General features: G+C 49.0%; 21 protein-coding genes. 3 read left to right on the top strand and 18 right to left on the bottom strand.

Annotation, left to right across the window (positions count from 1 at the left end):
- Positions 1 to 182 precede the first annotated feature (182 nt).
- From GQS10_RS09915 to ilvB, 5 genes are all read right to left on the bottom strand, one after another.
- The gene (locus GQS10_RS09915; protein ID WP_166241565.1) at positions 183 to 2315 is read right to left on the bottom strand and encodes a pectate lyase family protein; all 2133 of its coding nucleotides are present in this window, start codon (positions 2313 to 2315) and stop codon (positions 183 to 185) included.
- A 410-nt stretch (positions 2316 to 2725) separates the two neighbouring features.
- Entirely contained in the window at positions 2726 to 3292 is a 567-nt protein-coding gene (locus GQS10_RS09910) for an MBL fold metallo-hydrolase (protein WP_279537974.1), read from the bottom strand.
- A 123-nt stretch (positions 3293 to 3415) separates the two neighbouring features.
- Positions 3416 to 4180, bottom strand: coding sequence for an AAC(3) family N-acetyltransferase (locus GQS10_RS09905; RefSeq protein ID WP_166241842.1), 765 nt, complete (start codon positions 4178 to 4180; stop codon positions 3416 to 3418).
- Positions 4181 to 4278: 98 nt separating this feature from the next.
- Complete coding sequence (ilvN, locus tag GQS10_RS09900; protein WP_166241561.1) at positions 4279 to 4773, bottom strand: acetolactate synthase small subunit; 495 nt, start codon at positions 4771 to 4773, stop codon at positions 4279 to 4281.
- A 2-nt stretch (positions 4774 to 4775) separates the two neighbouring features.
- The gene (gene ilvB / locus GQS10_RS09895; RefSeq protein ID WP_166241559.1) at positions 4776 to 6521 is read right to left on the bottom strand and encodes a biosynthetic-type acetolactate synthase large subunit; all 1746 of its coding nucleotides are present in this window, start codon (positions 6519 to 6521) and stop codon (positions 4776 to 4778) included.
- Between the two features lie 125 nt (positions 6522 to 6646).
- On the opposite strand from ilvB, the gene GQS10_RS09890 reads away from it, so the two are divergent.
- Together GQS10_RS09890 and GQS10_RS09885 are read left to right on the top strand one after the other, a co-directional pair.
- Positions 6647 to 8698, top strand: a complete 2052-nt coding sequence (locus tag GQS10_RS09890; RefSeq protein WP_166241557.1) for a helix-turn-helix transcriptional regulator — start codon at positions 6647 to 6649, stop codon at positions 8696 to 8698.
- A gap of 127 nt (positions 8699 to 8825) precedes the next feature.
- Entirely contained in the window at positions 8826 to 9545 is a 720-nt protein-coding gene (locus GQS10_RS09885) for a class I SAM-dependent methyltransferase (protein ID WP_166241555.1), read from the top strand.
- A 66-nt stretch (positions 9546 to 9611) separates the two neighbouring features.
- On the opposite strand, the gene GQS10_RS22920 is transcribed toward GQS10_RS09885, so the two are convergent.
- The 8 genes from GQS10_RS22920 to GQS10_RS09845 form a co-directional block, all read right to left on the bottom strand.
- Positions 9612 to 9707 carry a YjcZ family sporulation protein gene (locus GQS10_RS22920; RefSeq protein ID WP_207952216.1) on the bottom strand — a complete coding sequence of 32 codons (96 nt, stop codon included), beginning with the start codon at positions 9705 to 9707 and terminating at the stop codon, positions 9612 to 9614.
- A 437-nt stretch (positions 9708 to 10144) separates the two neighbouring features.
- The gene (locus GQS10_RS09875; RefSeq protein ID WP_166241551.1) at positions 10145 to 11059 is read right to left on the bottom strand and encodes an NAD(P)-dependent alcohol dehydrogenase; all 915 of its coding nucleotides are present in this window, start codon (positions 11057 to 11059) and stop codon (positions 10145 to 10147) included.
- A gap of 91 nt (positions 11060 to 11150) precedes the next feature.
- Positions 11151 to 13766 carry a winged helix-turn-helix domain-containing protein gene (locus GQS10_RS09870; protein ID WP_341805040.1) on the bottom strand — a complete coding sequence of 872 codons (2616 nt, stop codon included), beginning with the start codon at positions 13764 to 13766 and terminating at the stop codon, positions 11151 to 11153.
- Between the two features lie 252 nt (positions 13767 to 14018).
- Positions 14019 to 15161, bottom strand: a complete 1143-nt coding sequence (locus tag GQS10_RS09865) for a rhamnogalacturonan acetylesterase (RefSeq protein WP_424991783.1) — start codon at positions 15159 to 15161, stop codon at positions 14019 to 14021.
- 70 nt (positions 15162 to 15231) lie between these two features.
- Positions 15232 to 16452 (bottom strand): GDSL-type esterase/lipase family protein, encoded by a 1221-nt coding sequence (locus GQS10_RS09860; protein ID WP_166241545.1) that lies wholly within the window; start codon positions 16450 to 16452, stop codon positions 15232 to 15234.
- Positions 16453 to 16742: 290 nt separating this feature from the next.
- Positions 16743 to 17438, bottom strand: coding sequence for a GNAT family N-acetyltransferase (locus tag GQS10_RS09855; protein WP_166241840.1), 696 nt, complete (start codon positions 17436 to 17438; stop codon positions 16743 to 16745).
- Positions 17439 to 17609: 171 nt separating this feature from the next.
- Positions 17610 to 18194, bottom strand: a complete 585-nt coding sequence (locus GQS10_RS09850) for a CBO0543 family protein (protein ID WP_166241543.1) — start codon at positions 18192 to 18194, stop codon at positions 17610 to 17612.
- Positions 18195 to 18265: 71 nt separating this feature from the next.
- Positions 18266 to 18865: a class I SAM-dependent methyltransferase gene (locus GQS10_RS09845; RefSeq protein ID WP_166241542.1), complete on the bottom strand. Its 600-nt coding sequence runs from the start codon at positions 18863 to 18865 to the stop codon at positions 18266 to 18268.
- Between the two features lie 414 nt (positions 18866 to 19279).
- Between GQS10_RS09845 and GQS10_RS22915 the strand changes: the two genes are divergently transcribed.
- Positions 19280 to 19516: a hypothetical protein gene (locus GQS10_RS22915; RefSeq protein ID WP_207952215.1), complete on the top strand. Its 237-nt coding sequence runs from the start codon at positions 19280 to 19282 to the stop codon at positions 19514 to 19516.
- Positions 19517 to 19872: 356 nt separating this feature from the next.
- On the opposite strand, the gene GQS10_RS09835 is transcribed toward GQS10_RS22915, so the two are convergent.
- The 5 genes from GQS10_RS09835 to map form a co-directional block, all read right to left on the bottom strand.
- The gene (locus GQS10_RS09835) at positions 19873 to 21204 is read right to left on the bottom strand and encodes a TolC family protein (protein WP_166241540.1); all 1332 of its coding nucleotides are present in this window, start codon (positions 21202 to 21204) and stop codon (positions 19873 to 19875) included.
- A gap of 12 nt (positions 21205 to 21216) precedes the next feature.
- A complete protein-coding gene (locus GQS10_RS09830; RefSeq protein WP_166241538.1) occupies positions 21217 to 22455 on the bottom strand; it encodes an ABC transporter permease in 1239 nt (412 codons plus the stop codon).
- Complete coding sequence (locus tag GQS10_RS09825; protein ID WP_243735089.1) at positions 22455 to 23834, bottom strand: HlyD family secretion protein; 1380 nt, start codon at positions 23832 to 23834, stop codon at positions 22455 to 22457. The genes GQS10_RS09830 and GQS10_RS09825 overlap by 1 nt, the downstream gene beginning before the upstream one ends.
- A gap of 36 nt (positions 23835 to 23870) precedes the next feature.
- On the bottom strand, positions 23871 to 24446 hold the full coding sequence (locus tag GQS10_RS09820; RefSeq protein ID WP_207952214.1) for a TetR/AcrR family transcriptional regulator: 576 nt from the start codon (positions 24444 to 24446) through the stop codon (positions 23871 to 23873).
- Between the two features lie 303 nt (positions 24447 to 24749).
- Positions 24750 to 25505, bottom strand: a complete 756-nt coding sequence (map, locus tag GQS10_RS09815; protein WP_207952213.1) for a type I methionyl aminopeptidase — start codon at positions 25503 to 25505, stop codon at positions 24750 to 24752.
- Positions 25506 to 25521 lie beyond the last annotated feature (16 nt).

Here is a 25521-nt window from a genome sequence, read left to right as displayed (position 1 = left end):
ATATTTTTTTAGTTATATTGGTTAATTGCACTAAAAAATCATGATATCCTCAATGGCATAACACCATTTAGCTCTTCGATAGAGCCGATTCCCTGTTTGAACGTGAAGAGACAAAAAAGCTGCCAACTGTATGCAAATATCGCAATACAGTTGGCAGCTCTTATCAAATTATAATTGTATTATTATTCTAGCTCCATGTAATACAGATTCGTAACTTCATCTTTTGTAATGGTATGTGCGCCCGGCTGAAGGTCTACACGTACCACACCATCCTGCATGGCATAACTTGTTCCATCGATCTTGATTTTTGTACCGTCTGCTGTATTAAATACTAATGTTAAAGTTGCATTTTCTGTGGTCGTAAACTCAATTTTGGTCGAGCTTTCGATTTTCAAGCATTGGGTTAATGTTAAGCCATTGTAGACCACCGTTCCCTTACTTGTGGAAAGGTTCCCTTGAATCGCGAAGAAGTCGCTCGCTTTTCCATCTGTTGTAAAGTTATGAACATACTCTCCAGTTGTCGGATCTGTCGGATCAGTCGGGTCCGTTGGATTTGTTGGGTCTGTTGGGTCTGTCGGATCAGTTGGCTCTGTTGGATCTGTCGGCTCCGTCGGATCCGTTGGGTTCTCCGTTGAGTTCCCCCCAACAGAAACAAGGGCACTCGTATAGTTTTTTATTTTCGACATGAGTGCTGTATTAAGGCTAGACGATGCATCATCCACTGAATCATTAAATTCCCAAGTAAAATCTCCCTTGTTTAAGCGTCCAGCTTCTGCCGTAACAATTTGTTCAACATCGCTTACGTTGTCAATATCAGCAGCGTCGACGCCCAAATCGATACGGGTATCGAAGTTATTATAGGATGTTCCACCTACTACTGTTTGGTATGAGCTTGGAACGGCTTCATTTCTGGACGAAGCTAAATATGCATCAAATGAACTTGCATCAGCTGCAGCTGTTCCTGCATTGGAGTTTGCATAAATAAGACTTGCAGCATCAACAATGATGTTATTGTATGCTTTAATCATACCGCCATCTTCACCGGAGAACGTTCCGTCTCCTAATGCATCCGTACCCTGCAAGGAGCTCAGCATTGGATATTTCGTATTTCTAAAGTAATTGGCTTCGACAAAGGCTGAGCTTCCTGTCGTAGTCCCAACCCCATACTTTGAAACTCCATCAAAGAAGTTATTATAGATATGAACAGAGGCCACTCTTATACGCGGATGACGGGAGTCGGAATGGTCAAACCAGTTATGATGTAGGGTTACAAAAAATTCCGTTGATTCACTCAAACCGACCAGAGACGCTTTTCCGGCATCCCAATAGTGATTGTAAGAAATGGTAATATAGGTAGATCCTTTTTTAAGATCCGTTGAACCATCGCCTTTTGCTTGGTCCGCATCTCCTCCAGCCGTTCCATAGAAAATATCGTTATGATGCAGCCAAACATTCACATTACCTGTATCAAGGGAAATTCCATCGTCGGGGAATAGGGCGATACCTAAGTTTCTAACTTCTACATTACCGACATAACGAAGCAGCAACCCCCATCCATAGGCATACGCGTCTTGTCCGATTCCTTCAAACGTCATATTCATTTCTGAATAGTTACTTTTACCTTTTACTTGAAGATAACCGCTGCCGTTCAGTTGTCCACTCATATCAGCAGCTGTTACTTTTCCGATAAATCGGATGGCGAGAGGCGTCGTATCATAGCCTTTTTGTCTCAGTGCCAAAATTTCACCAATACCCACACCGGTTTGTACAGAACCTGAGCTGCTTACCTTTACATCAAGAGTTACGGTTTGTGCTGTCTCGGATGTCACATAAATTACCTGAGCACCAGCTTTAAGAGTACCGTCATCATGATAAGCGCCTGAACCTGTGCCGTATTGTGAGTTTGCTGCAAAAGCAAATCCAGATCGGTCATGTGCCGCTACCGTCAACGTGTTTGTAACCGCACTTACGGTGGAACCACCCGAAAGCATCGCTTCTACTTTCATTACATAATTTCCAGCCGCAAGCCCTACAGCATCAGCTCTCCAATATGTAGGGTATCTACGGATGAGTTCAGTATCGATTTGTTTATATTGGGAATCTGACGCACTTGCAGGCTTCACATAAACGTTATACCCTTCCGCATTACTTACAGGTGACCATTCGACATAGGCTGTTTCAAACCACCCTCCACTGTTGGAGATAGAAAAACCGGCAGCAGATACAGTTGTATTTACGAAGCCGCCTACAAACAAAGATAGCGTCAGTGAATACAACAATATTAGACTGATTACCTTGTTCATCCTTTTTTTCATTACGTTCCCTCCGTATTTCATTAGTCAAAGACAAGAATTGAAATCGCTTCCAAAAGACTGCGATGTTTCCCTCTCCTCCCCCCTTATAAGAAAGATGTAAAGCTCTCACCCCAGGTCCATCCCTTCATAAAAATGGAAATCCCACGGCATGAAGTGGAAGTAACCTTGGTAATTTTATGTAATCATAAAATGTCTAGATATGTCAATAAAAGATTAGAAAACGATTAACTTAATTTTTTTATGTAACAAATGGTATATTTATAACGAACTATTGATCACTGCCGCCTCCTACAAACGTCGCACTCTTTTTCTGCAGTCGCTGCTCGACCCACGATAAAAAAAGCCTCGATTCATGCAGGAAAGATCACCCTGTTCCACGAATCGAAGCTATCTGCTCTACTTACCGCAGCTTAAAGCAAGGCTAAAATCTTTTCAAAGACCTGCTTGTCATTTGTAACATAATGCCCGGATATAAAAGCATCAAAATCCTTTTGCAGTTCTATGTACTTTAGAATTGTGTTCCGGTACACGTCCTTCTCACACGCTAGGCTTGGGAGCAAAAACTCCGCAGAATCACCAAAGTTATCGCCAACATGCAGAACCCCATCCTTCTCGTCAAGAACACTAATAGAATCCAGGGTATGCCCTGGAGTATGCAGTAATCGGATCTGATCATCCGGAAAATACAACTCGTTCTTAATTGTCAGCGTAGGGAGGGCCTTCCCTACATCGCCATATACATATTGGTTGTTTTTTTGAAGCATTTCTTCCCAATGCTTTTCAATCATGTCCCGGCACAGCTCGTGGGAAACAATGATTCTGTCTTTCAAAACATGGTTACCCCAAATATGATCCCAATGATAGTGTGTATTAATAATAATCGTTGATTTATCATTGTTCTTGCAATATTCAAGAACCGGGGCCATGCTTAACGAGCCCAAACCCGTATCTATCAAATAATTGTACCGGTCCCCCATAATAAGCTGAACATGCAGCTTCCAACCCGAAGGGACATGGTGAGTAAACAAAACACTGCGTTCCTTAATTCTTGTAATTTCGATATTCATAATGTAGATTCACGTTCTTTCCATATGAGTTGTTCATCCTCTTGGTAATGGATCCCCGTTGGAAAATAGATTCGGATTTTTGTGAAGCATTTCAAAGAGAATCTCCGTCATCTTCTCTGTATTACAGACTCTCGTCTCTGCGAATCCAAAACGCCCGGTATACATTGCCCCTTCTTTAATAAAAATATCGTTTACTTTCCAGTAATAATGGGACCAGCTTTCTCCACAATGCCTGCGCGAGGGAACCTCGATTTCTGTGCCGTCAGGCAATACCGTAAACAGCTTCTCGTAATGATCGGTAAGCCTGCCCGGTATTCCTGCCCACTCTTCTACCCCATGAATAAATGTATTTCGGCGCAAATCGACTCCTATGAGCATGATCGTGGCGTTTCTTTGCAGCAGCTTATGCCACGTTGTTTGATAGCCGCAGGGGGTCTCGCTCTTTTCATCTCCAGAGACGAATTCCTCCGCATCCCTTCCGAGAGCTGCGACAGAATGGGTTGGATGGAGTGAGCGGATGACACCAGGCCGTTTACGAAATAATTCGGTGAGCACTCCAACACAGGTCGGCGAGTCCTGAACGTAAAATTTCGGGTTTTCACTATTAATCGTTGACCAAGTATGGGTAGGGAGCACAAGTAAACCTTCCGACATATATTCAGAGAGGGCATCTAACACTGTGTGCGGTCCTCCCTCGACCACACCGATACTTTTAAATGAAGAATGAACGAGCAGAGTTCCATGTCGATCAATCCCCATGTTCATAAGATCCCGCATTAAACTGTCTTTTGTGTACATGATGGCCATTTCCCGCTTTCCGCACATTCTACTAAGCCTCGATGATATCCTTATTCCTTCCCAGCATACCATAGAGCTCCTAAAGGGTGTGCAGCTTTTTACACGCTTGCTTCCAGGCAGCTGCGGATCATCGCCGTTTCACCGGTTCGTGTAATCTCCTTTAGATTGTATGAGTGAATGACTCGAAGAAAGGCATCATTCTTCTCGACCTCTCCCACCACTTGAATCATAATAGAGTGCGGACCAATATCAATGATCGAATAACGAAACGTCTCGACGAGACTCATTAATTCATGGCGCTTCTCTGGGGCAACCGCACATTTCACCAGCATGAGTTCTCTAGATAGAAAAGCCTTTTCATTTAAACACTCTACGTGGATCACATCGATTAACTTGGTTAGCTGCTTCATCATCTGCTCCAGCTCGGCACAGTGACCTTTTACAACAATCGTCATTCGCGACTTTCCTGCTTCCTCCGATGCCCCCACGGTTATGCTCTCAAGATTATAGCCTCTTCGGCTGAACAAGCCGCAAATGCGCTGCATGACACCCGGATGGTCGTTCACAAACACCGACAGGGTATATTTCCGCATCGCTACTCAACCTCCAGAATCATGTCATGTAAGGTCTTTCCGTGCGGGATCATCGGTAGAACCAATTCGTCTTTCGGCACGATAAAGTCGATCAATACGGGCCCCGGAGTATTTAGAGCTGCTTCCCAAACCTGTTCGGCCTCTACTTTGCTGGCAGCACGCAAGCCTTTCACACCATATGCTTCCGCCAGCTTTACAAAATCCGGGCTTCCGGATAGATCAATATGAGTGAACCTCCCACTGTAAATAACTTCCTGCCACTGCCGGATCATCCCAAGCGTTTGATTGTTAATCACCACAATTTTAACTGGGATTTGGTTGATCGCGCATATGGCCAGCTCTTGAATGCACATCTGCACGCCGCCGTCTCCGTTAATAGAGATGACAAGCTGATCCGGCCGCCCAATTTGTGCGCCGATTGCCGACGGCAGGCCAAAGCCCATCGTACCCAATCCGCCGGAGGTAATAAAAGAACGGGGATGATTGTATTTGTAAAATTGCGCGGCCCACATCTGATGCTGCCCGACATCGGTCGTAATGATCGCCTTGCCATTCGTTGTTCGCGATAACAATTCCATAACGAATTGCGGCTTGAGCTCCGACCCGTTGTCTGTATATCGCAGCGGCTTCTCCCGCTTCCAGCCTCGGACCTGCTCATTCCAAGGCCTTTCCAGCAAAGGGGTGCACAGTCGCCGATTTAATTCCTCCAGGATGACCTTGGCATCCCCCGTTATTCCAAGAGCTGTCGGCACCAGCTTGGCAATTTCTGCCGCATCGATATCGATATGAACAATTTTGCTTTGGGGCGCAAAGCCGTCGAGCCTCATCGTCACCCGGTCATCGAAACGTGCACCCACAGCAATCAGCAGGTCACACTGCAGCAGCGCCTGATTCGCGGCGTAGGTGCCATGCATGCCCGGCATTCCGAGCCAAAGCTCATCGCTAGACGGAAAAACGCCCAAACCCATCAACGTTGTTGTAACGGGAATTCGATTCCGCTGCGCAAATTCTGTTAATGCTGGTGAAGCGTCAGCTTGAATCAATCCGCCGCCGGCTAGGATCAACGGTTTGCTTGCCGCCAGCACCTCCTCTACGAGCAGATCGATTGCCTTCATGTCTAACGCCTCATTCGGCCGATATCCCTTTATTTCAAACATTTCCGGATAAATGAATTCCGTAACGGCTGCCGAAACATCTTTAGGGATATCGATGAGCACCGGCCCTTTTCTTCCCGTACCGGCAATGAAAAATGCCTTCCGGATCGTGACCGCCAAATCCTCGACGCGCTGTACAAAAAAGCTGTGCTTTGTGATCGGCTGGGTGATCCCTACAATATCCGCTTCTTGAAAGGCATCGGTTCCAATCAGTGAGGTTGCCACGTTTCCGGTTACAATCACAAGCGGAATGGAATCCATATAGGCGGTTGCGATGCCGGTAACCAAATTTGTCGCCCCCGGTCCTGAGGTAGCTAGGCACACTCCGGTTTTCCCGGTTGCCCGCGCATATCCGTCTGCAGCATGAATGGCTCCTTGCTCATGACGCGTCAGCAAATGCCGAAAAGACTCGTTTCCATACATGGCATCATAAATAAACAGGACCGCCCCTCCGGGGTAGCCAAAAACACAATCCACTCCTTCTAATAGCAGCATACGCAGTAAAATATCGGACCCGCTGATGCGCTCCCTCTTTTTCAGCAGCTCCCGATCAACCGGGTTGAACGGATCGAACTCAATCGGTTTCAACGTCATATCTGTACCCTCCGTTTCTTGGCTATACGTCTAAAAATACCACCCGCAAACGGAAGGAAGAATTACCCAAAGGTAGCATTCGTAGTATACTATTAGCTATAAATCAAGAACTGGAGACGGTTCCGATGAACATTTCTAATGATAAAACTAGCTTTCAAACGATAGGGGAACAAATCGAGGATTGGCAGGATGCCGGCTTTGTTGGTCGAGCCTTCGAGCTGCAGTTATTTGAACAGTACCTCCTAAACCTGCAAAGCAAACGAGAACGGATTATAAATATTCACGGTACAGGGGGGATGGGCAAAAGCCAGTTACTCGGTCAATTCCGGAAGGCGGTGCAACGGCATGGTTTCATACATGCGGCTGTAAACCTGCGTGACTATGGTAACAATCCTCTTTCGTTTTGCCGGCAGTTAACCGCACAAATAGAGCCATCCTTAAGAATGACGGAGGCGCTGACTGAAGAGCAATGTATAAACTTGATCAATGAAAAAGCAGCGAGGCAAATCGTTGTTTTCCTATTGGACCAGTATGAAGAAGCGGGAACGATTGATTCGTGGCTTCGAGAGCAATGGCTGCCTAGGCTCTCTATCGGGGTGTTGATTATTATCTCAGGACGCTACCCATTGGAAGGCCCCTGGAAACATTCCACAGCACTGCAAAGGCTAATCGTTTCTTTACCTGTCACGGAGCTTACTTACGAGGATACCGCGGCGTACTTGAACATTCATGGCATTCGGGACGAGACTATCGTGGACACGGTGTGGATGAAAACGCTCGGTCATCCTCTCTCCCTGTCGATGCTGCTGCCCTGTGCCATGAAGGGAATACTAGATTTTGATGAGGTACAAGGCGGGCTGCATAGTATCATTCACCAATGGCTTCAAGAAACCGACCACGATGAGCTTCGCCAGCTTGTTATGGCCGCTTCGGTGCCGCGAACCTTCCAACAAGAATTATTAAGCTCATTGCTCGGAAAAGAGCTTCCCTATTCCCTCTTCGAACAACTCATCCGACTCTCTTTTGTGATGCGAACAGCTAGAGGCTGGCATTTGCACGACCTCGTGCGCGAATGCATACGCAGCATGTTTCAAGAGCGGATGCCCGATACCTTTGAACAGTACCGTCAAGCGCTTATTGAGCATTATTATTTGAATATAAAACAATGCATTACCAACAGAGAACATACGGCTTGGCACATTTCTGAGGTGATGCCTCTTACGAATAATTCGGTTTTACGAGCACATTTTCGCTTGTCCAAACCTTCAGTCAACTCTTGGGAAAAGATGACACATGAGCATCTTACCGAGGTTAACGATTACATCGCGCAGCGTAAAAATCAAAGCAAATATATCAAAATGTTATGCTCCGACCCGGTAACCGGGGAAATGTTCCGATATACGCTAAGTCCCAAGCAAAGCTTGTACCGGCTGGCCGGAATCGAAGTTAAACCGCTGCTGGATTTAGGGGCCGAGCTCCGCTTGCTGCGTGATCCTTCCGGCAAAATGGTTGGCCTGCATGCAGCTCTGCCCATCCATAAGTATTCAATGCATTACTTGCTTCAAGCTCCTCTGTCGGCAGCATATTTTCATCAATTGCCTGCGAAGCAGCAAAATGAATACTGGGTTGAGCCGCAGCGCTCTATCGGCACCTTTCTCTTTACCACGGACGTAGAAAATTTAGAAAGAGACGATCTTCGCTCGGACATTGTACGTGTGCTTTTCGAACAAATACTGTCGGGTAAGGTGATTGTCACCTCCCCGCCTCCGCTCGATTATTGCACACTCGCATATCGCAGCCTTGGCTTCGAATGCCTTTCTGATGTGGTTCATTTTTATTACGATGGAACAACACCGGCTCCATATTATGTTTTGGATACCCGCGGCCAGAAGCTGGCCGGCTTTATCAAGCAAGTGATCCAATACACCGACGGAAACTCAGATGAAATACCTCATCGTGAGATCGGAGTGAATTTCGGCTTTACCCCTCGAGAGCTGGAAGTTGCAAAGCTGCTTATTACAGGAGATAGTAACGCGAAAATAGCAGCTGCTCTCTATATCAGTGAAGCAGCGGTTAAAAAACATGTCCAATCCATGTTGACGAAAACCGGACTGCAAAATCGAACCCAGCTCGCTAACCTGATCCTGAGCTCCAACATATCAATGCACCAAACGTAATTATACTTCATTTTATAGGAGGGACAGGTCTCCCAAGTGATTCGTTTTTTCCGGAGATGGGTGGGGGCAATCATCATTTCCTTTCATATGATGGGAGTATCTTCTACTTGAAAGGAACATCGAGCTCATGGAATATTTGGATATGATCTCTAAGCTGGGTATTGGCAATGCTCATCCGGGAGGGTTTGCGGCAACGCTGCAGCAGCTAAAGCAGTATCCCCTTCCAGCCAACGCTAACGTTCTCGAGGTAGGCTGCGGTACCGGGAGAACGTCCTGCTATATCGCCTCTCAAGGGCATTCTGTGACAGGTCTAGATATTCGCCTGGATATGATCGCGAAAGCGAAAGTACGCGCTGAAAAGGAGCAGGCTAACGTAGAGTTTCTACAAGGTGACGCCTGCGCGCTGCCATTTCCGGCCGATTCCTTTGATATCGTCATGGTTGAATCCGTATCGATTTTTACAGATACCGCCAAAGCGCTTTCGGAATACTTCCGAGTACTGCGTCCAGGCGGAACCTTGTACGATAAAGAGATGGTAAGTCGGGCGCCAATGCCCCCGGAGGTTCATGAAGAAATCACAAGGTATTTTCAAATACCGCAGCTTATGGACACCAACGATTGGCTGACACTGCTCAATACATCCGCATTTCAACATTTCCATATTGACGGTCCTCACGCATTCCCCCATCCTTTCGGTGATCAAACCGAGTTTCCTGACCTGCATCAGCAAATGGACAACGGTATTTTTTTGAATCCGGCGATTTGGGAAACATCCAACAAATACAACTCGATCATGGAGCAGCATGGTGATTCCATCGGATATATCACTGTGGTGGGAAGAAAATAAAACCTATGTAGGATAAAAAGGAACAGGAGCCCAAGGGAGGCCACTGTTCCTTTTTGGTCATATGAATTAAACGAAGAAACCAACCGAAAGAATAACGACCAGCAAAATATAAAGAACCAAGATTTCAGCCGTGGAAGTAAAGCCTTTTACCGCTGCACCCATCGTCGATCCCTCCTTTGTTATTTCTACTATAGGTTATGTGTCATGAATGATTCATGTATAGACTCTCACCCATTTGGTTTTTGCCATTTTGCACCATTCTATGGACGAGTGCATTTGAATCGAATCTAAAAGAAGCGAGGTTATCCTAATGAGTTATTCATTACCATCGCACCTTAATCGCAGGTTGTTAAAAATGAAACAAGAACCAGGCAACCCGGCTCTTGTTTAATATGCTGTACACTATACAAAGAAACCGGCAGAAAGAATAATTACGAGCAAAATGTAAAGAACCAAGATAGCTGCAGTGGAAGTGTATGGAACTGCGCCGACACAACTCATCTCCAAATCCCTCCTTCACTAGGTCTGATGTCAGCATATGTATAGTGAACTTGTACCGTATAGACACCAACCTAATCTAAGAAAGTTTTGAATCGAACCTACCTAATCATCGCAATCACAACATTCCCTTTCTTATGCCCCTTTTCCACATATCGGTGCGCGTCGGGAACCTCCTCCAAAGGATAACGCCGATCGATCACCGGAGAAAACTTGCCTTTCTCTATTAGCTCCTTAAGAAAGAGCAAATCCTCTGTGCGCTCTTTCGCGATCCCCTGACCGTCAACCGTTACAAAGCGTCCCTTTGGGGTTAACACCTTATCGCAGTGTGATTTCGAGGTTTTCCCAACCGCATCAAAAATAAGATCGAAACGCTCCTTGCTTTGTGCAAAATCCTCTTTGGTGTAATCGATGACTTGGTCTGCGCCTATTGACTTCACCAGCTGTACATTTGCCGAGCTGCATACTCCTGTTACCTGTGCTCCAAAAAACTTGGCCAGCTGCACCGCGGCCGTTCCCACCGCCCCGGAGGCCCCGTAGATAAGAACCTTTTGCCCTCGGCTGATATTGCCTTTTCGAAGAAAGTACAACGCCGAGGTTCCGCTCATCGGAACGGCGGCAGCTTCATCAAAAGCTGCATTCGCCGGTTTATGGGCTATCACCCCGTTCTCGGGAAGGCATGCGTACTCAGCATGAGCGCCAAACCGCAATCCCGTTAACGCAAAGATAGCATCGCCAGGCTTAAATCGCGTCACACGGGTCCCTACCGCCTCGACTTCTCCAGCCAGCTCTACTCCCAGCACCGGGTTTCGCGGTTTTGTAATCCCTAAGACGAGGCGCATCGGGAGCCAAAACAGCAACGGACTGTTGAAGCTCCGTACGCGGATATCCCCAGATGCCACCGTTGAAGCATGCACTTTAACGAGAATTTCGTTAGACTTGGGAATGGGCTTGTTGATCTCTGCGAGCTTCAAAACATCGGACGAACCGTACTTTGTGCAAAGGATTGCTTTCATGAGTGACCTCCCTGACCGCATTTTTGCGACCATTATACCTCTAGCCTCAATGATAAATATAGATACTTAAGTAGGGTGGTTAGGAAAGAACCTATATCAAGCCTAACGAACGGGCACGCGCAACCGCTTCGGTACGACGGCTAACCTGCAGCTTATTAAAAATGATCTGGTTATAGCCCTTTACCGTGCTTAATGCGAGAAATAGCCGTTCGCCGATTTCGCGATTAGATAAACCCGCTGCAATCAGACGAAGCACCTCCAGCTCACGATCACTCAAGGGCTCGATCAAGTGTGCGGAAACATGCCATGGGACCTCATCCCGTTCATGCTTGCTCCGCTCTCCGACCCCATTCTCACCTTTAAAAGCAGTAAGCAGCCTGCCGGTATACTCGGGCATAATCCCTTTGGTGGTCGCCCTCTGCAGCAAATACCATATTGGCATTCCCTCATCGAGAAATACCCGCAGCATTCCGCCGGACTCCCCCAACGCCAGCGCATAAGACAGCTGTTCCAATGCCGCTTCGAATTGCCCATGCATCTCTAATGCCGCAGCTTGAATCACCATAACCTTGAGCCGTTCATCCTCCAAGCGCTTGGCTTCCGCCTGCTCTAGCAGGGGCTCCAACAGCGCTAAAGCGGCGTCGGGGTCGCCATGTGCAAGCCATACACGAGCCTGGCTGCAAAGCAAATGATGCTCACGGGCCAAATGTGCGGCTGCCGCCACGTTTCTTTGCTGCAGCAGTATCGACACACGCACCTCTGCGATATGCCGCAGCTGAATTACATGATTTAGTTGACGCGCTAAATCGTCTGCCTCTGCAAGAATAACTGCCGCATCATCCGTCTCTTTCGTGGCTAGTTTCAACCTCGCAAGAAACAGCAGGGCTGCAGCGGCTTGATCCATTTGACCCAGCTGCTTTGCGAGAAGTACGGCACGCTGCCCATGCTGCTCCGCAGAAGGCAGATCATTCCACTCATAGGTCACACGCGCCAAGCCCAGATAAGCTTCGCAGGAGGCCGGAAGCGGCGAATCGCCAGCCAACAAGCTTAGTCGCCGATACGTCTCAGCCGCTTGGTAAAGCTGATTCCCCGCTTCCTGAATGTAACCGATGCCCAGCATTGCCATCATCTCGATCACGGTGTGGCCAAGCTGTTGACTTAAGGCTAAGGCTTCGCTATAGGCCCTACCTGCCCGATCACGCTCTCCTTGAAGCTGATAAGCGTAACCTTGCGCCCAAATTGTCGATACACGCACCGCCAAATTGTTCGGTCTCAGCAATTCTAAAGCACGCTGCGATTCAGCGATGATCACTTCCGCTTGATGTCTGCTGACCGCAAGCGCAGCCCGGATTGCAGCGGCATGACCGAGCAAATCCCGGGTCCGCTCATCCATTTCACAGCCTTCCAGAACAGTTTCTGCAGCCTGCAGCCCTGCTTCTAAATTGGATATCTCCCCTCTCATTAATTGTCCGGAGGCGTACAATAGCCGCAGAGAGGGTCTTGCATCCAGTTCCTTCTTAGGCAAAGCTTTCAGCCACTCGAGTACCGGTGCGGCCGCTCCGCGAAAAAGCAATGGCATTCCGTTTCCCTCCACCAGTCGTGCTGCACGGTTCGTATCCTTGGCAGCAATCGCATGCTGAAAGGCCTCCATTTCCAGGCCATGCTGCTCGAACCATTCGCTGGCGCGGAGATGCAAATCAACCACCAATCGTTCGCCATCAGCATGTAAAAAGGCACTGCTTTGACGCAGCCGCTTCCGCAGCAAATCCGAAAACAAATGATGATACCGGTACCAGCAGCGTTCATTATCTAACGATACGAGAAACAAATTCGACCGCTCAAGATAGGTTAACGTTTCTTGTGAATTCGCGTTAGCGTATGCGGCACCGCCAGCTGACCTGCTGTCCTCCGACCGCAGCAAAGCATCGCATAACGAGCTGCAAAAGCGATCAAGAATACTGGTATAAAGCAAAAATTGCTGAATCAAGTCCGGAAGCCGCTGGAGCACCTCTTCTGCCAAGTAATCCAATACAAAGGGATGGCTTCCGGTAAAAGCTTGCACCGCAAGTCCGGGCTCCTTCTGTCCCCTCAAGGTAAGTGCGGCAAGCTGTAGACCGGAAATCCAGCCTTCCGTAAGTTGCTGCAAATAAGAAATATGTTCCTCGGACAACGTTAACTCCATGCTTCTCTTCAAATAATGTGAGGTTTCTACCACAGTAAAAGATAAATCGGCAGCACGAATGTCCGTTAGTTGGTTCCGGGCACGCAGCTTAGCGGTCGGCAGCCGCGGCTCCTCACGGGTAATAAGGACAAGCTGCAGCTGTTCCGGCATATGTTCAATCAACAGCTTCATTGCATCGTTAATGAGGGAGTTTGAAGCAATGAATTGATAGTCATCAAGGACAAGAAAGAATGGGGATGAAATGCCTGTGATTTCATTAAGGAGATTGGAAATAATCAGCTCCGGCGGAGGAGGCTGCGGCGTTTGTAAAAGCTTTAGTAAGCGATCGCCAACACTAGGCGCAATGGTGCGTATGGCCGCAATGAGATACAGCAAAAAGCGTGCGGGATCGTCGTCGCTCTCATCCAACGATACCCAAGCAGCATGCTCAGTACGATTTCGAAGCCAACAGCTGACTAGCGTCGTTTTTCCGCTCCCCGCCGGTGCACAGACGAGAATTACCTTGCGACTCTTCCCTTCGTTCAATCGATCAAAGAGACGTTGACGATTGATAACGTTTGCGCGAGGAGTTGGAATATATAGTTTCGTGGATAAAATTGTCATTGTCATGTTTTCATTATAGATAGCCTCATTCTACAGCGTCAATCATAAGGAAACGGAAATTATCCACAGCTACTACATATGTATAATTTCAACGTAGAAACAAGGAAAGACTCTCCTCCCAGCTGGTGGCACTCTGGAGGAGAGTCTTCCTCTATCAAAAGCGGTTCATCTGTTTCAGCGGCGGGGCTTCGACTCCGGCACAAAACCGTCCATACCTTGGCGTGCCAGCTCCTCCACCACGATCCGGGCAAGCTCCGTCGCTCCGGCCCGGTTCGGATGCAGCGTATCGCCCTGCATGTAAAGAGCAAGGGTAGCCTCCGGCCCAATGGATGTGAAGTACGCCGAGCTAAGCACATTCAAATCGACCAGCGAAACATTTTCTTCTTCAGCTAACGCAACTGTAGAATGCCGATACCAGCGGTCCACGGACGAATGAATGCCATCCGCAGTAAAGTGAGAGGCTCTCCCCTGCGGTGTAACGAGAACCACCGTCGCTCCTTTGGCCTTCACCTGGCGAACCATGTCGCGCATAATTTCTTTAAACTCTTCTTCCGTCGTCGTATTTTTCGGGTTCGTATCGTTAATGCCCATTTCCAGCAGGAAGTAATCGCCCGGCTTAATATACTTCAAAATCGCTTCCAGCTGTCCATCGTTGCGGAAGCCTCTTGCAATCTGCCCGCCTGAGGCCATGTTGCGTACTTCAAAGGTCTTTTCGTTTACGAAGTTAGGCAGCAATTGTCCCCAACCAGCTTGAACGCTGCGATCAAGAGGATAATAATTGCATACCGTCGAATCGCCGCCGATCCAAATGGTCCGGTTCATCACCGGATGGCGGGAAAGCTTATCAATCTCGAGAGCGCTTAACGTATACGGCGTTCCCGGCTTGCCTTCGGTAACAAGTAAATTCAGCTGTCCGTCTGTGATCGGAATTTGGAAGGAGGCCGTTGCGTTGTTGCCGGTCATATTGATGACCTGGAACACACCCTCGGCTGCAACGCTGGCTCTCATCGTGTCACCCAGGGTGACCTTTACCTCATATAGCCCATTTGGGAGATCCACATTAAACGTGTTGTCGCTTTTCGTTCCAAATGTAACAAACCTAACCGCATCACGTAATGCTCCTTCTCCCGAGGCGGGTACATTCAGCATATTTTCCGGGGTATTAAAGCCATAACGCTTCTTCGCGTCGTATTTGTCAGTGGCAGATACGCCCTTATAGCCTTTTTCCACAGCACCATCGCCAAAATCAAACTTGTATTTGCTCGGCTCGGCATGAACGGGCAGCGCAGTATAATCTCCTAATAACGTCAATATCATGGCCAAAAGAAGAAACACCTTTAAATAATTGAGCTTTTTCATGAACACGGCCTCCTTACTTGGCGAACCATTATTTTAAGTACGCCTTGATCGGCAGCTCCAAATCGCGAATGCCTTCGCTGACCAGCTTCGCGATTGCTAAAGCCCCCGCTTCCTGAAAATGAGTGTTGTCCTGTGTGCCGTCCGGCCAATTCGGATAAGCTCCCGGCTCCAGCCAGAAAAACAACGCCTTCGTCTCTTCCATACCTACCGTGTCATAGAATGCAATACTTCTTGAATTCAAATCGAGCAGCGGAACCTGCTTTTCCTCTGCCACCTGCTTCATCGCCAGCCAATAATCGGGAAAGTCATTTTTAAATCGGCCGTTTTCATCCCAGCTTCTTCGCCCGACCGGCGTGACCAGCACCGGCTCAGCGTTACGCTGCCGCGCTCCGTCAATATACATCGTTAAGTATTCTTTGTATGTTGTAAAAGGTTCCGTATGTCGTTCCGGGACACTGGAAGCGTCATTATGTCCGAACTGAACGAACAAATAGTCGCCCGGGCGAATTTCTGTCAAGATCGTATCCAGCCTGCCGTCCATTACGAAGCTTTTGGAGCTGCGGCCGCCGATCGCTTTATTGGTAAAGGTTACGCCATCGGTAAAATACTCCGCGATCCGCTGTCCCCAACCGGCCATCGGATAATAACGCGAAGGGTACGACATCACCGTCGAATCTCCAGCGAGATAAACATTCGGCTTATCTCCCGCTGTGCGTTCCGGCAGCCTTTCCAAGGTTAATGCATTGAGTCGCGGGTCTGTCCCCTGCAGCTCCAAATCGAGCCTTCCGTCTATGACAGCGACCGCGAACGTAACCTCCGCATATTGTCCGGCAGAAGCGGTCAGCCCAAGTGCCTCCTTATGCCCCTCAGCATAAATATCCATCGCTAGAGCAGCCTCTTCGTCACCCGCAATGACCGTTACGCTGTAATCGCCATTGGGGACGTCGACGATAAAGGAAGTACCGTTCATGGTTACAAAATCGCTTCGCAGCTCGTCGGACGTATCCCGGTCTTCGGCTTTGACCTTTGAAACGTCCGCAAACCCGTAACCTCTGCCTTTTGTGTATGCAGTGTTATCCTTAACCTTGGTGTAACCCTTTTCCACACGCCCGCTGCCAAAATCATAGTGATACTCCTTGGATCCCTTAGCCGCTGTTTCAGGCACAGCCGGACCCGTTACGGCAGCTCCTGAAAGTAAAAGAGCACCGATGACAACCTGCAGACATGCTTTACGGTACAGTCGCTTCACACTTACGCCTCCTTTTTCCTATTCATACTGAAAGCGATTCCACGATAACAAACGAAAAAACCACCTCCTCGTGCGTTTGATTATAAAAAACCGCTTACTTATCAACAATGAAACAATCTTGCTTACACGGAGCTTCGGCAATACTACATTTTTGCAGCGCATTGGATTATTTTGATTGATCGAACTCACTCGAATGAGCGCATAAAAAAGCAGCTCAACCATACCGGGCTTGTCCGGCATTTTGAACTGCTCATACTGGCTGAATTAGCGGTGGAGGCCTTTTAACCTGGCTAGCCCCTCTGCAACAGTGTGGCTGCCTTTTTCTTATTTAAAATTTCATGCGTAAGAAATTTTCCGTTATAAAAGGCGCTGTAGGTTGCCCAGGCCGACGGAGCATTTTGGGCCTCTTCCCTGCTTGTAAGTCTGACCCGTTCCACGGGAACCCCAAGCTCCTGCCCGATCTCCTCCAATTCGTCGTTGGCGTAATAATCGGTAAACGGACACTGATTCGTGTAATAGACAACCAGACCTTCTTTTCCTCCGGGAATTCCTTGCTTCGCGCTTGCCCGAAATACAGGATCCGGAGCGCTGGAGTTGAACCGTTTGACCATCAATTCAAAATAAGGCGGCGCCGTATCGCACACCTCAAATCCATGCTTCACTAGATACGCTTTGTCCGAAAGATAGGGCTTCTTCTTCGCACTGGTTAAGATGACGAGTCCGTGCTTTTCCTTCGCATTTTCCATACATTGGTCCAATAGAGCCGCCCCATAGCCCTTCCCCTTAAAGCTTCCGGACACCCAAAAACAATTGATCATCATGTATCCGGGGGCATCTACAGGAGCCCAGGCGTATTCAGCAGGCACGTACTCGATAAATACTTTTCCCTTCACATCAAGCTTTTGAAACTGCAGCCCTTCTTCAAAGCGGCAGCTCAGCCATTCTTTTTTTAGCTGCACCCCGTTCACAGACTTTTTATCCGACATTGCGCAGCAAATATGATGATCCGCAATTCGATTCGCATTCAACGCAACAATTTCCGCCAAAACCAACCGCTCCCCTCACCCTTCACTTGTTGTAAATTATATCCAATAGTAGGAGTGGTGTCATGCTTTACATCACAAGGGCAGTGCGATTCTCATAAAAAAACGACGAATCTACGGATTCGCCGGCTTTTTGACCGATTGGTTATGTGCATATGTAAATAAATCGGAAAGCCACTTTGCTCCAAAGCCTCCGAAGAGATATAACAGAAACAACGTAAAATAATTCGTTTCAAGCAGCCGGAACAGGTCAAAATACGACATGAGAGGCTTGATGACAAACGAAAATAATCCCGCTAGGAGTGTCGAGTAGAGATAGTAATTTTTCCGATGATTTAGCGTCCACTGGTACAATAGTGCGTAAGCTACCGGAATAAGCGCCGCATCGACACCGAAGCTGGCAGGCGGAAAGGAGTAAACCTTGTACGGATACATCCACATTCGGTGAAATACGGCGTACAGATCGACGTACACTGCAATCACATGAGCCGTAAATCCGAAAAAACCGACTTGAAATACTTTTGATTTATCGATGGCAAAATAAAAGACAACCAATGGAAGTACGAAAATTAACGCGCTGACCCAAAACGGCCATGTATCAATCGAAGAATACGTTTGCCAATACGCGGTCCAATCATTCATTACGGAGCTCATTTTTTCATTCAGTTGAATTAATTGCTCTTCCTGCGTTTTTGTCATCACGAATCCCCCCTTTCTTGGTTGTCCATATTTTTCCTGAATGGTATTTTTTTATACCTGAATCTTACTCTTCATCTCTCTTTTACTGCTTCGACCACGACAAACAGGCTGCCAAGAAGCCTCTCCTCCCGCACGATCGTAAAGCCCCCTTTACCTAATAGGCCGATACTATCTCGATTCAGATGGCAGCCGTCGCACCATCGTTTCCACATCGGAGTTAGAGCATCTTGCAGAAAGCGAAGCCATCGATGCTCGTGCTGCACATGCTCGAACATGAGAAAACGTCCGCCCGGCTTGCATACTCTATACATTTCCTGCATTGCTTGAACAGGATCAGGGATCGTGCACATGACCAGCGTCGCGACAACCGTGTCGAAGCTTTCATCAGGAAAGGGCAGATACTCCGCCCCTGCATTATATAGATGGATCGTGACCGGAGCCTTCGCCGCACGTTGGAGAGATTGTTCGCGCATCGCGTCAACAGGTTCAATTGCAGTGACCTCCTCAACCGTCACCCTGCTGTACCATTCAAAATTGACGCCGGTTCCCGAGCCTACCTCTAGCACTTTTCCCTTTGCAGCCTGAAGAAGACGCTGTCGAATATGCTGGAAGCTCCCCCTTTCTAAAGGTCCCATGAACCGATCATACCAACGTGTAAAAAAGGTGCTCATTAGTCTCCCCCTATTGGATGAATGAAGAAAACAATCTGGCCACTACAAACTCTGGCTCCGCTGCCCCATGCTTCGTTTCGTAGTAGGTATACTATCCACCAACGGGATAGCAAACCGGAGTTTTGTAGCGATACGCTATCTATGTCTTACATTGTACCTTGAAAATGCGATAAAGCGAGGTGAAGAAGGAGGGGGAACCGATTTGATAAAGATCGGCTGCGTACCCTGACATAATTTGTACCGTCACGGGGTTGATTGTCCATTTTTTTGTATGCTGTATCGGCTTTGCCTGAGGAACATAGAGCGTTCTAGCGTAAAATGACCCTGTCTTGCATCTTTTGCGAATAACCGTCCATTGGATTGGAATAATACTGCATGAAATCCCAATAATTTACGTGAAAAGAGGGTTATGTCATGAAAAAGCTATCAGTATTAGTCATTACAGCTTCGCTTCTGCTCGCGCTTACAGCATGCAACATGAATCAAGATCAAGCGCAGCAGGGCGGCGGGCAAGGTCAAGAACAAGGTGGTGGTCAAGGTGGTCAAGGCGGCGGTGACCAAGGCGGTCAAGGTGGCGGAGATCAGGGCGGCCAAGGCGGGCAAGGTGGTCAAGGCGGCGGAGAAGAAAAGAAAGAAGAAGAGAATAAGTAGTCAGCAGCTCATCGCATAATCTCCAATTGATCAACGAAGAGCGGCATTCTCGCACCTTAATGAATGAGGTTCAAGAATGCCGCTCTTATTGTGGTTGAACAACTTAGCCAAATGATGCTGCTATCTATGACTGAGCGAACAATACAAATTAGTTGGATTATCCGACGCCTGCCGCGCTCATTTGGCCAAACTTATACAAATTACTTGTATTGTCCACCTCGCATAGGGCCGTTTCCGCTCATTCCCGAACAAACAATACAAATTTTTTGGATTATCCGGCGTCTGCCGCGTTCATTTGGCCGAGCTTATCCAAATTACTTGTATTATTCTCCTCGCATCAGGCCAAATAATATCTCCTAGGGGATGAGCCCCTGCTCCATCGCCTTTTCCTTTTCCACCGCAACCGCATATTTAATGGACGCCAGCTCGAGCATCGTATCCGCCTGGGTTACTTTAAACGCAAGCTGCTCCAAATCATGCTTGGCGATGACACCATTTTCAAAGCGAATCTTCATCTTTTCGTAGTCGGCATGTGCATCGTCTCTATTTCTCCGCTCTACACGGTACGCCTCGTAAAGATTATCCGCTTCGGTATACACCGCTTCAATTTTCTTTTGCAAATCGACGCGCAGCTGAGCGATCTTCCCTCTTTGCAGCGCAATATTCGTGTTAAGAGCCTCGCGCCCGTTAAAGTTCGGATCGGTGGTAAAACTCTTCTCCCAGCCGGCTTGGTTTAAGTTCACATAGGCCATTTGCATGGCAAACGACTTCTCCACCAGCGTCTCCACATCCGCACGCTCCACCGGCTCCAAGGTCGCTTCAGGCAGATCTGCTACCTTCAAATCCGGATTATATTCGATCCCCAAATCAAAGGAAAGCTGCGCCAGCGATAATAACACATTATTTTTTACAACCGCTAAATCATCCTGCTGTTTTTGCAGCGCGCGCTCCGCATTCGTCACATCGTCCTCCGAAGCGAGTCCGTATTGCAGCTTCACCTTCGCCGCCTTCACCTTTGACGTAAGCAGCTCCAAATATTGCTCCATCAGCTTTTCCTGCTTTTTCAATGAAAGCAGGGTGGCATATTGACCCGTCATTTGCAGCCGAACGCCTTTCGCCGCTTCATTTTGCTGAATCTGCGCGTTAATCGATTCAGAATCCACCTGCTTTGCCGTTACAATCATCTGGAAACGCTGCTTCTCAATAAGGCGGTTCATTCCGCTGACCATTTTCGCCTGTCCATAAACGACAGCAGTCACCACCGTGTTCGTTTCCGCCACAGGTCCCATCCACACCTCAGGCTTCGGCACGGTGTAATTCGAGCTGCCCATAAACTGCTCGGCCGTCGTAGGCAGGGTTACGGTCCGCGCTTCACCGGTGGAAAGCTCCGACGCCTGAATGTTCACATCACTCGACTTCGCCTTCAAATAGCTGCTTTTCAACGTCAACAGCTTTATATTGTTGGAAACCTCCGTCGCCCGCTGCAATACCGTCTCCAGGTCAATCTCATCCATATGAACCATCTCGGATACCGGAAACTGCTGCGCTTTCTTATCCTGCTCGGACAGCCATTCCCCGTAGTAATCCACTTCATCCGCCGCTGCTGCAATGCCTGAAGGCACAATCAACAGAGCCGTTAGAAAAAGTAGCAGGGCGGAAGCCGCCGAAATGCGTGTTTTCATTTTCACCACAAACACTCCTTACATCGATAACGGACTGCCGGTATGCCCTGCAGGCAGCGCCGACCGTCCTTGTGACGCGGAATTCTCCGCCGATAAAACATCCGAATCCTTTTTAAAAATGACAAAACGGCTTATCACAAATGAGATGAAAAACGTAATGAGTCCAATTAAGCTAAGCGATATACAATTGTGTGCCACCGACTCCCAGCCTGCGCCTTTAACCAGAACAGACCGAACTCCATCCAGAAAATACGTCAGCGGCAGCATATGACCGAGTATGGAAATGGCCTTCGGCATCGCCTCAAAAGGAAACGTAAAGCCGGACAGCATAAAAGAGGGAACCGCAACGAGCATTGCTGTTTGCGTCGCATTAAGCGAGCTTGACGAAAACAAGCTGGCCAAATAACCGATTCCAAGCACCGCAAAGGTAAACGCAGCTGCGAGAGGCAGCATGAGCAGCGAAGACCCCACCAGCGGCAAATGGAAGCCATAGACGCCCAGGATCAGCGTGGTTAAGCTGTTTATCATACCGATCACAAAATACGGAACGGATTTGGCAAATGCAATCCGCCACGGGTTTCGCCGCCATACGGCAAAACGACTCCATTCGCCGCGCTCCTTATCCCGGGTCACAGCTATCGATATACCGAGCAGCAGCACCTGCTGAAGCGCGGCGCCGACTAACCCGTATACAAGAAAATCGCGGTAATTAAAAGTAGGGTTATACAGCACCCGGTACCGGAAAGGGATCGCTTGAAAGGTAGCGCTGATCTGTTCATCCCGCAGCCCCTGCATTTGCAGCTTTTTGGCCGAAAAACCGAGGCTGAAGGTGTTTACGATTTCGTTCGCCCCCCGCGTAGCAGCATTGGAGATCATCATATTGCTTCCGTCAATTAGAGTCAGCACCGGCAGCACGTCGCCATGCTTCAACGAAGCCGAAAAGCCGTTCGGAATGACGACTCCGACTTTCGCCTCCCCGGAAGCGAGCGCCTTTTTGAGCGCATCCTCCGACTCAGTGAACCGGATCACCTGGAACGATTCACTTTCATCGAACGCCTGCACCATTTGCCGCGACAGCTGTGAGTCATCATGGTCGGCAATTACGGTCGGAAATTCAGTGGCGCGTCCGTTCATATATAAAAATCCGAATAACAAGGTATACAGCAGCGGAATGATGAGCAGCATGGCGAGCAGCCTGCGGTCGGTAAAAATCGTCCGCCATTCATCACGGATGACATTACGAATTGTAAGCCGCATTACTGTTCACCCTTAGGCTGTGTTTCTATGCTTTGTGCAGTATCTTCACCTTGGCCTTCCGCAGCTGCGCCCTCTACGGCAGCCGCCGGCTCCGCAGCAGCAGCGCTAGTACTTAATCCTCGCCATAAAACCGTCATCCCTGCCCGAGCCGATTCCGGCAGCTGGTTGAAGCGAACCTTCACCCCGAACGAGCGGATGTCCGTTTGACCTGCATTCTGCGATGCTTTCTTCACTGAAAAATCCGCCCCCGGGGAAATCAAAGCAATCTCGCCCTGCACGGTCTCCCCAGTTGACACGAGAGTCGCCTCCACCCGGTCACCGGTCTTCAAGCCCGGCAGCTCCTTCTCCGTCAAGAAAAACTTCGCCCACGTTTCTTCCGCCGTTTGCAGCGTAAATACCGGGAAACCGGAGCCAACCAGCTCGCCAAGCTGCGCCGATTGGGCGATGATCACACCGTCGGCCGGAGCGATAAGCTCCGCGTAGCCGAGGTAGGTCTGCGCCTCGGCAAGCGCCGCTTCCGCCTGCTGACGCGCGGACTGCGCCGACTGCAGCGCGCCCTCCGCCTGCTGCTGCGCCGCACCGGCGGCCTTCACGTCGCCCTGGCGCACCGGCACCTGCGCACGGCTCGCCTGTGCCAGCTGCAGCGCGCTTTGCGCCTGCTCCAGCTGCGCCTCGGCGGCGCGGACCTCCTCTTCGCGCGGGCCTTGCGTCACGAGCTCATTTTGCTGGAAGGCCGCGTCGTATTTCGCCTTCGCTTCCTGATAAGAAACATTCGCCTTATCCACATCCGTCTTTGCGGCCAGCCCCTCTTGAAACAGCGCCGTCGCGCGCTGCAAATTCGTCTCCGCTACCGCGAGCACCTCTTTCGTCGCGGCAAGCTGGATCTCCGCCTGCTTGCGCTCCTCCGGTCTTGCGCCGGCATGCATCGCATCGACCTTCGCCTGCGCAGCCTTCACAGCGGCCTCCGCCTGCGCGATTTGCGCCTCGACCGTGCCGCTTGTCAGCGCCACGGCGTCTTGCCCCTGCTCCGCTTTCACCTTCGCCGTTTCCACTGCGCCGGTCGCTTCGCCGATTTTCCCGCCGGCCAGCGCGACTGCCGCCTTAGCCTGCTCCACCTTCGCGAGCAGCTCGTCGTTCTGCAGACGTGCAATGACCTGCCCCTTCTTGACCACGTCGCCTTCCTTCACGAGCAGCTCGGAAATCCGTCCGCCGATCTTAAAGCTCGCGTTCAGCTCATTCCGCTCAAGATACGCCGTTGGCGCGGACGCCGAAGCCCCGGGATTGCTCATCAGCGCCGTACCCGGCTGCAGCATATAAAATCCGCCGCCAATTAATGCGGCCATGACAACATAAACCAACGGCCGAACTACCTTCATCATGTTCTTTCCGCTCCCTTTTGTTTAAACCTTATTTCTCTACTTCTTTACAGCCAATCCGTCCATCAAATACAAACCAAACAGCTCAGAAATCCGCTCATCGGTTAAAGGCGAATGCTTGGATTCCCAATCATAAACAAGCGCCGTATACATTTTGTACATCACAAAGGCAGTAATTTCGGGATCGCATTCTTTTATCCATCCATTCTTGATAGCCCGCGTCAGTCTGCTCGATATTAAGTCTACAATTTGCGTTTCCAGCTCCTGCAGTGCTTTTTTTACTGCCTCCGTGCCGATGTCATTCTCTTCGCGAGCCAGCTTGATGAGCAATTCATGCTCTTTGCGGTACATCAGAAGCGCGTAAATCGCGGCATGATGTTTCTCGCGAATCGTCTCCTTACCCAAAATCGCCTTATCCGCTTCCCTGTTCATTTCATCAACCAAACCGGTAATGATTTCGTTCAGCAGCACTTCCTTGTTTTCAAAAAAAATGTAGATCGTGCCCTTACCGACACCGGCAATTTTAGCGATGCGGTCCATCGTTGTGCCCTTATACCCGTACAAAGAAAACGACGTCTTTGCGGCCTCTATAATTTTGTGCTTGCGCTCCGGCAAAGCTATCCCTCACTATCGTGACCAAAAGTCTATCTCAGTTCTGTAGTTCTAATGAGGTATAATTTATCACACTCGCAGCTGCGTTTCAATAGCCTGAGCCTATAATTTTCAAGCCTCGTTACAACATCCAATGTTCCAGCTGCAGAAAAAAGACTGCCTCCATTGGGCAGTCCGCTCTGTGTAGATAACGTATCTTTTGGATAAAACCTCTTGCCGGGACCTTATTCACCAACAGGACACAGCCGCTCTGACCTACAAATCCTGTTCTAATCTTCCTATTTGTATCAGCGATGCGGAGGAAAGTCACACCGCCGTTAAAATAATCGGTGCTTTGTCCGTAACCACAATCGTATGCTCAAACTGCGCGACATAGCTGCCGTCCGGTGTCACGAGCGCCCAGCCGTCACTGCCTTCCTCCACTTCCTCCGCTCCGCTGGAAATAAAGGTTTCTACCGCAAGCACCAGTCCTGCACGAAGCAAACGGCTGTCCCGCGGTTCATAATAATTAACGATGGAGTCTGGCGCCTCGTGTAGCTTTCTTCCAATTCCGTGGCCCGACAAATTTTTAATGACCTGAAAACCGCTTGCCCGTGCTTCGTTCTGAATAGCTCGCCCGATTTGATTCAGCCTTGTGCCTGCCTTGGCTTTCTCCAAGCCTTTGAGCAGTGCACGGCTTGAGCATTCAACCAGCCTCTGCTTCCATGAGCTCGAATCGGGCTGCAGCACAAGAGTAGCGCCCGTGTCCGCGTAATAACCGTCGAACTCGGCGGAAACATCGATATTGACGATATCCCCTTCTTTTAAGACCGTATGATCAGGAATGCCGTGCGCGGCAACAGGACTAATACTAATGCATGCAGTGCCCGGGAAATTATATTCCTTTTTAGGCGCAGCCACCGCACCATATTGATCCAAAATTCTTTTGCCGATCTCATCCAATTGAGCTGTTGTCATCCCGGGCTTGGCGCTCTTGACCATCTCCTCTCGGGCAAGTGCCACGATCTTCCCGATTTTTTGAAGCGAAATCAAATCCTGCTCTGTCTCAATGGACACATACATACCTCCAGTAAAAAAA

The sequence above is a fragment of the Paenibacillus turpanensis genome (assembly GCF_011421635.1).
Lineage (GTDB): Bacteria > Bacillota > Bacilli > Paenibacillales > YIM-B00363 > Paenibacillus_AK > Paenibacillus_AK turpanensis.
Note: the sequence above shows the minus strand (reverse complement) of the source record. Positions and strands in the feature narration are given on the sequence as shown.